Origin of the sequence: Aquabacterium sp. (genome assembly GCF_030652515.1) — a bacterium.
Classification (GTDB): Bacteria; Pseudomonadota; Gammaproteobacteria; order Burkholderiales; family Burkholderiaceae_C; genus Aquabacterium.
This window is the reverse complement of sequence record NZ_JAUSAR010000115.1, coordinates 1-4,428: the sequence shown is the minus strand read 5'-3', so window position 1 is coordinate 4,428 and position 4,428 is coordinate 1. Positions and strand designations below refer to the sequence as shown.

General features: G+C 57.8%; 3 protein-coding genes and 1 pseudogene. All 4 read right to left on the bottom strand.

What is annotated here, in order from left to right; all coding sequences use genetic code 11:
* Positions 1 to 759, bottom strand: a 759-nt coding sequence (locus Q7V20_RS13755; RefSeq protein ID WP_304792063.1) for a SulP family inorganic anion transporter, incomplete at its 3' end; no start/stop codon positions are given.
* 652 nt (positions 760 to 1,411) lie between these two features.
* Positions 1,412 to 2,860, bottom strand: coding sequence for a hypothetical protein (locus Q7V20_RS13750; protein ID WP_304792060.1), 1,449 nt, complete (start codon positions 2,858 to 2,860; stop codon positions 1,412 to 1,414).
* A 56-nt stretch (positions 2,861 to 2,916) separates the two neighbouring features.
* Positions 2,917 to 3,216: a hypothetical protein gene (locus Q7V20_RS13745; protein ID WP_304792057.1), complete on the bottom strand. Its 300-nt coding sequence runs from the start codon at positions 3,214 to 3,216 to the stop codon at positions 2,917 to 2,919.
* A gap of 701 nt (positions 3,217 to 3,917) precedes the next feature.
* Positions 3,918 to 4,428: pseudogene (locus Q7V20_RS13740) on the bottom strand (conjugal transfer protein TraG); the annotation flags it as partial.

Here is a 4,428-nt window from a genome sequence, read left to right as displayed (position 1 = left end):
GCGGCTCTTGTTGCTGGTGGTGTCGGTCAGATCGTCCACGATGGAGGCCGTCATCATGGACTCCAGCAAGCCGACCACCGCCAGTGTGAGCGAGTACGGGGCGATGATCCTGAGGGTGTCAAGGTTCAAAGGCACGTCAGGCAACAAGAAGACGGGCAGGCTGTCGGGCAGTTGGCCCATGTCGCCCACCGTTCGCACGTCCAGACCCACGATCATCGATACGGCCGTGAGAACCACGATGCACACCAGTGGCGAAGGCACAGCCTTGGTGATGTAGGGTAGGCCGTAGATGATGCCCAGGCCCGCCGCCGTCATGGCATAGACATGCCATGTCACATTGGTCAGCTCGGGCAACTGCGCCAGGAAGATCAGGATGGCCAGGGCATTGACGAAGCCCGTGACCACGGAGCGCGACACAAAGCGCATGAGCACGCCCAGCTTCAATACCCCGGCGATCACTTGAATCACCCCGGTGAGCAGGGTAGCTGCCAGCAAATATTGCAGGCCGTGATCTTTGACAAGCGAGACGATGACCAGAGCCATGGCCCCGGTTGCGGCAGAGATCATGGCGGGGCGCCCGCCAGCGATGGCGATCACAACCGCCATGCTGAACGAGGCATACAGGCCTACTTTGGGGTCTACCCCCGCGATGATGGAAAAAGCGATGGCCTCAGGAATGAGGGCCAGGGCAACGACAAGTCCGGACAGCACATCGCCCCGGAGATTGCCCAGCCACTGCTGGCGAACAGATAGTGTCATGGTGATGCGTAGGCGTAGACGGCCATCGGCCTGGAGAAGGCCAGTGGCAGTCGAGTCATGGAATGGCGCGTGCGCCACGAATAGGTGTTCAAACCCACTGCTCCAGAGAGCAGCGTCACGCAGGGGTGATATCCAAAAGCCTTACGGCGGTGCGACCGCCCGGAAGTGCCCAAGCGCCAAGGTGCCCACCGGAGAGCACTCCAGCGTCAGCAGGGCAGATTGGCAAGGCAGCAGCATGAGCTTGATTGTACGAGATGCCCGCACATGACGAGCGCTGTCTGGCTCGACCTTCATCATCTTCCCCTTTGGGGTCGAGGTCCATCGGCATGACTGAAGAATCTCAATGGATGCGGGCCTTGCGCCTGTTTGCGGTCACTGCGGTAGTGGAAATACTCCGCTGTTACCTTGTGCGGCATGGCGATCATCGTGTTCGGTTCCCGAGCGCCTGCATGACAGAGCGTCAATTCTCGTCAATGTGAAAACGCTGAATTAGCTAAATCTGGCTATGGAAGCGATCCGTTGGTTTGCCCTTGGCGAATGGTTCGTGCTTGGCGCTGACACTGCTGTGCCAGAGCACGGCCTGAGGGGCGCCTCCGGCGGCCTGGCAGGGGCCTTGAACACAGAGAAGACGGAGGAAGCCTCATGTTGAACGCTATGCATTCTGGTGAGGACGAACCACAACGAGTGGCCGTTTTGAATCAGAACGGCTGGCGGGTTTGAATCGGAAGGCCTGGTGCTTTTGAGCGGAATACGCATACAGCTTGCAGAGCTTCCCTGCGGTCCATCGCTTGAAGATTCTGAAGATCAGCATCTGGAAGCAAGCACGCTTGAAAGCCATCGCGCGCTCGTAGTCCTCAATTCGATGTGCGAGCAAGCTCCAGCCGTTGTTGGCGTAGGCCATCTGGCTGTACATGGTCTTAACCAATTCGAGCGCGTGCGGGCGCAGCGGCCTCGTTCGAGCCGCGCCGCGTGCCGGAAAGGCGGCGTATTCCCGCCATGAAGTGAACTCACTCAGCACGGTCTTGCGCTTTTGAAACAGCCCAGCCATTGCCAACGCAAACATAAGCGTCTCCGAGGCAGTGGTGTGCGCCTCGGGACTTTCCTGGTGAACCACGCTGGCACGAGTTTTGAGGTATTGACCCTGCGCGAACTTTGCCGCAGCTAGTGTCGCTTCGAGATCACTTCCGCCGAGGCTTCGCGACATGCCGTCGGTGCCTTTAAACATTCCCTTGGATCCGAAGAGCTTGACGAGCATCGCCTGAATGCCTTCGTCGTCTTGAACGTCAGGCACTTCGGCGATACCCGCTTGGTTCAGTGCGGTCAGAAGATCCTTGTTGACTGCTGCAGCCTCCTTTGCCAGAGCCGCAAGTTGTGCGCTTTCCAACAGGACACGGTTGGCGGCAATGTTGCTCATCACAGAAACGACTAAGTTGACCTGCAGCACCTCATGATCCGGCCCGGCCGAAAGCTGATCCAAGTGCTCGTAGGTTGTGACGAAGGCTTCCATCCCAAGGGGACGGATGTGCTCAATTGGAAGTGGCCTACCTCCCGAGATACTCACGCCTAGTTCATGCTGCTTCTTCCTCTCTAGGCGTCCGTAGACTTGCATGAAGAAGGCCTCAACCAAGTCAATGGTGCGCGCCAGCGCGATGTCTTGCTGGATCGGATAGTCGGGGTACAACTGCACGCGCGTCATCATGGGCGCGTAGCGAGCAGGGGCATCAGCCAGCAACTTGAAGAGTTCGTCTAGTAGCAGTGAGCGATTTTGAACCTGCGCGTCCTCAGTTGCATCCCCTTCGACCATCTCGTGCTGGAGTAAGAACTTCAACGACGCACCGTTTGATGCGGTTACCTGAAACGCGCCGTCATGCTCCACCCAGTTGCCTATGGGAAGGGCTGACATGGTACCGCCCAACCACTCGCGTGCATTGCGACCGCTTTGGGCCACCTGCTCAAGAGCGTCAGCCAGTGAACCAGCTTCTTCTGGTGAAGATTCGATGGCGCTCTTCACGTCTTCCTCGGTTGCCGTCAGGATATCCGGCAGCTTGTTGAGCAGCAGCCTCGTAGTCGGAGTGTCCAGGGGATCTGGAGTGGATTTCATCGTGTGGATCCTCATCTTTGACGAGTGGGGTCGGCAACGTCGACCCCGGGGGGCAATTACGGGTGTGCGAGTTTGGCGTGTGCGCTCTTGCGGCGAACCTTGACCTTGTCCTCGGACTTTTCGTCCAGCATCATGCGAGCATCGCGATTGACGGTTTCGCCGCGGGCGACCCTGTTGAGGTGAGCAATCTCAGCTGAAGCCAGGTACACAGCTTGCGCCTGGTCGGTTGCTTCACCGCTGCGGACGAAAACTTCCGCGAGGGCGTTGGCATGGCGGATTGCTCCATAAGCTTCGATTGAAGCCTCACCATGGTATTGGTCTTTTGCGGCAGTCATCAGGGTTGAAATTTTTTGCATTGAGGTACCCACAAGCGGCTCCATTTGTTAACGAGCAGTCATCCTCGCATCCAGCGCTAAGAAGGTCGCACTGAGTTTCTCAAGGTGGCGCCGTCCCCTGTCTTGCGTGCCGAGGAAGGATGCGAGGAAACACCCTGGAGTATTTTTTGCGTTCATCCCAGGCTAGATTTTGCAAAAGGCTTGCCGCGCAAATGGGGCCGACTCGCGCCCCCCCCTCGGCATTTGACGACACATAGGACATTTGACAAATCGGATGTCCGCTTGTGTGCGCTAAATCTGGCACCGGCCAATTCCGCAACTGGTCAGATGCAGCCAAGTGGCTGGCGGGGTTGCAAGCGCACCTGAGTCTCTGTAGCCTGATCGGTGAGGGGTGCAAAATGCGGAAACCAATGTTCTTCGGCTTCATCGCTTTCGGTGGCTTGGCTGGTCTGTTCTCCGCAGCAATGCATGGCTGGGGGACACGGGTGATCATGGCCTGTATCGGGATGCTATTCGGCGCGGCTATTGGAGGGGCGCTGGCTCGCATTGGTGGAAGAACTCGACCTTCAAAGCGGGACGCAGATCCAATACCTGGGATGGGGGTGACCTCAGAGGACCTTGCTGCGAACTACTGGCGTGACAAAGGACATCCACCTTTCATGAAGCCACCTGATAGTGACGTGAACCCGAACGCCAGCGGCACCCATGATCATCTGGGCTGACTACTTTTTCAGAAGATCTTTCACAACGCCAACAGCGTTATCAGTGGTCGCGCTGGCATCCTTGACCACTTGATCCCCGGTCTGCGTGAGTAACGATTTCTTCGAGGCTAGTGTTCCGTCATTGGTCTTGACGATCTCCGCTTTGGCATCGAAACCGGTTTGATCTGCCTTCGACCTTGCCCGTATCTCTGTGCCTCTGGCCTGAACCTCTTGTCTTGTCGATGATGGCTCAGGGGCGGGGGCCGATTGGCCTGCTTGCGCAGACTTGCCGAAACGAGACACCTGTCGGTCGTTGCTGCGATGGCGATCATCGAGCGCCGGATTCAAGGCTGTGTCGGCCTTTTCTTGTCGGTGTTGAACTTGAACGTCCTCAAACGAAGATGGCAATGCCGTGCCATCGGAGAACACCCGATTGGGCTTGAGTGACTGCCTGGCCAGTTCTGAGGCCATCAAGGCCTGAGCCGCTTTGCTGTCGCTCCCGTATTGCTCTGCATAGCGAGTGAACATCTCC

What these genes read in the sequence shown, in the direction of transcription:
- Q7V20_RS13750 (WP_304792060.1), bottom strand. Translation starts at nt 2,860, where the DNA reads ATGAAATCCACTCCAGATCCCCTGGACACTCCGACTACGAGGCTGCTG.
- Q7V20_RS13745 (WP_304792057.1), bottom strand. Translation starts at nt 3,216, where the DNA reads ATGCAAAAAATTTCAACCCTGATGACTGCCGCAAAAGACCAATACCAT.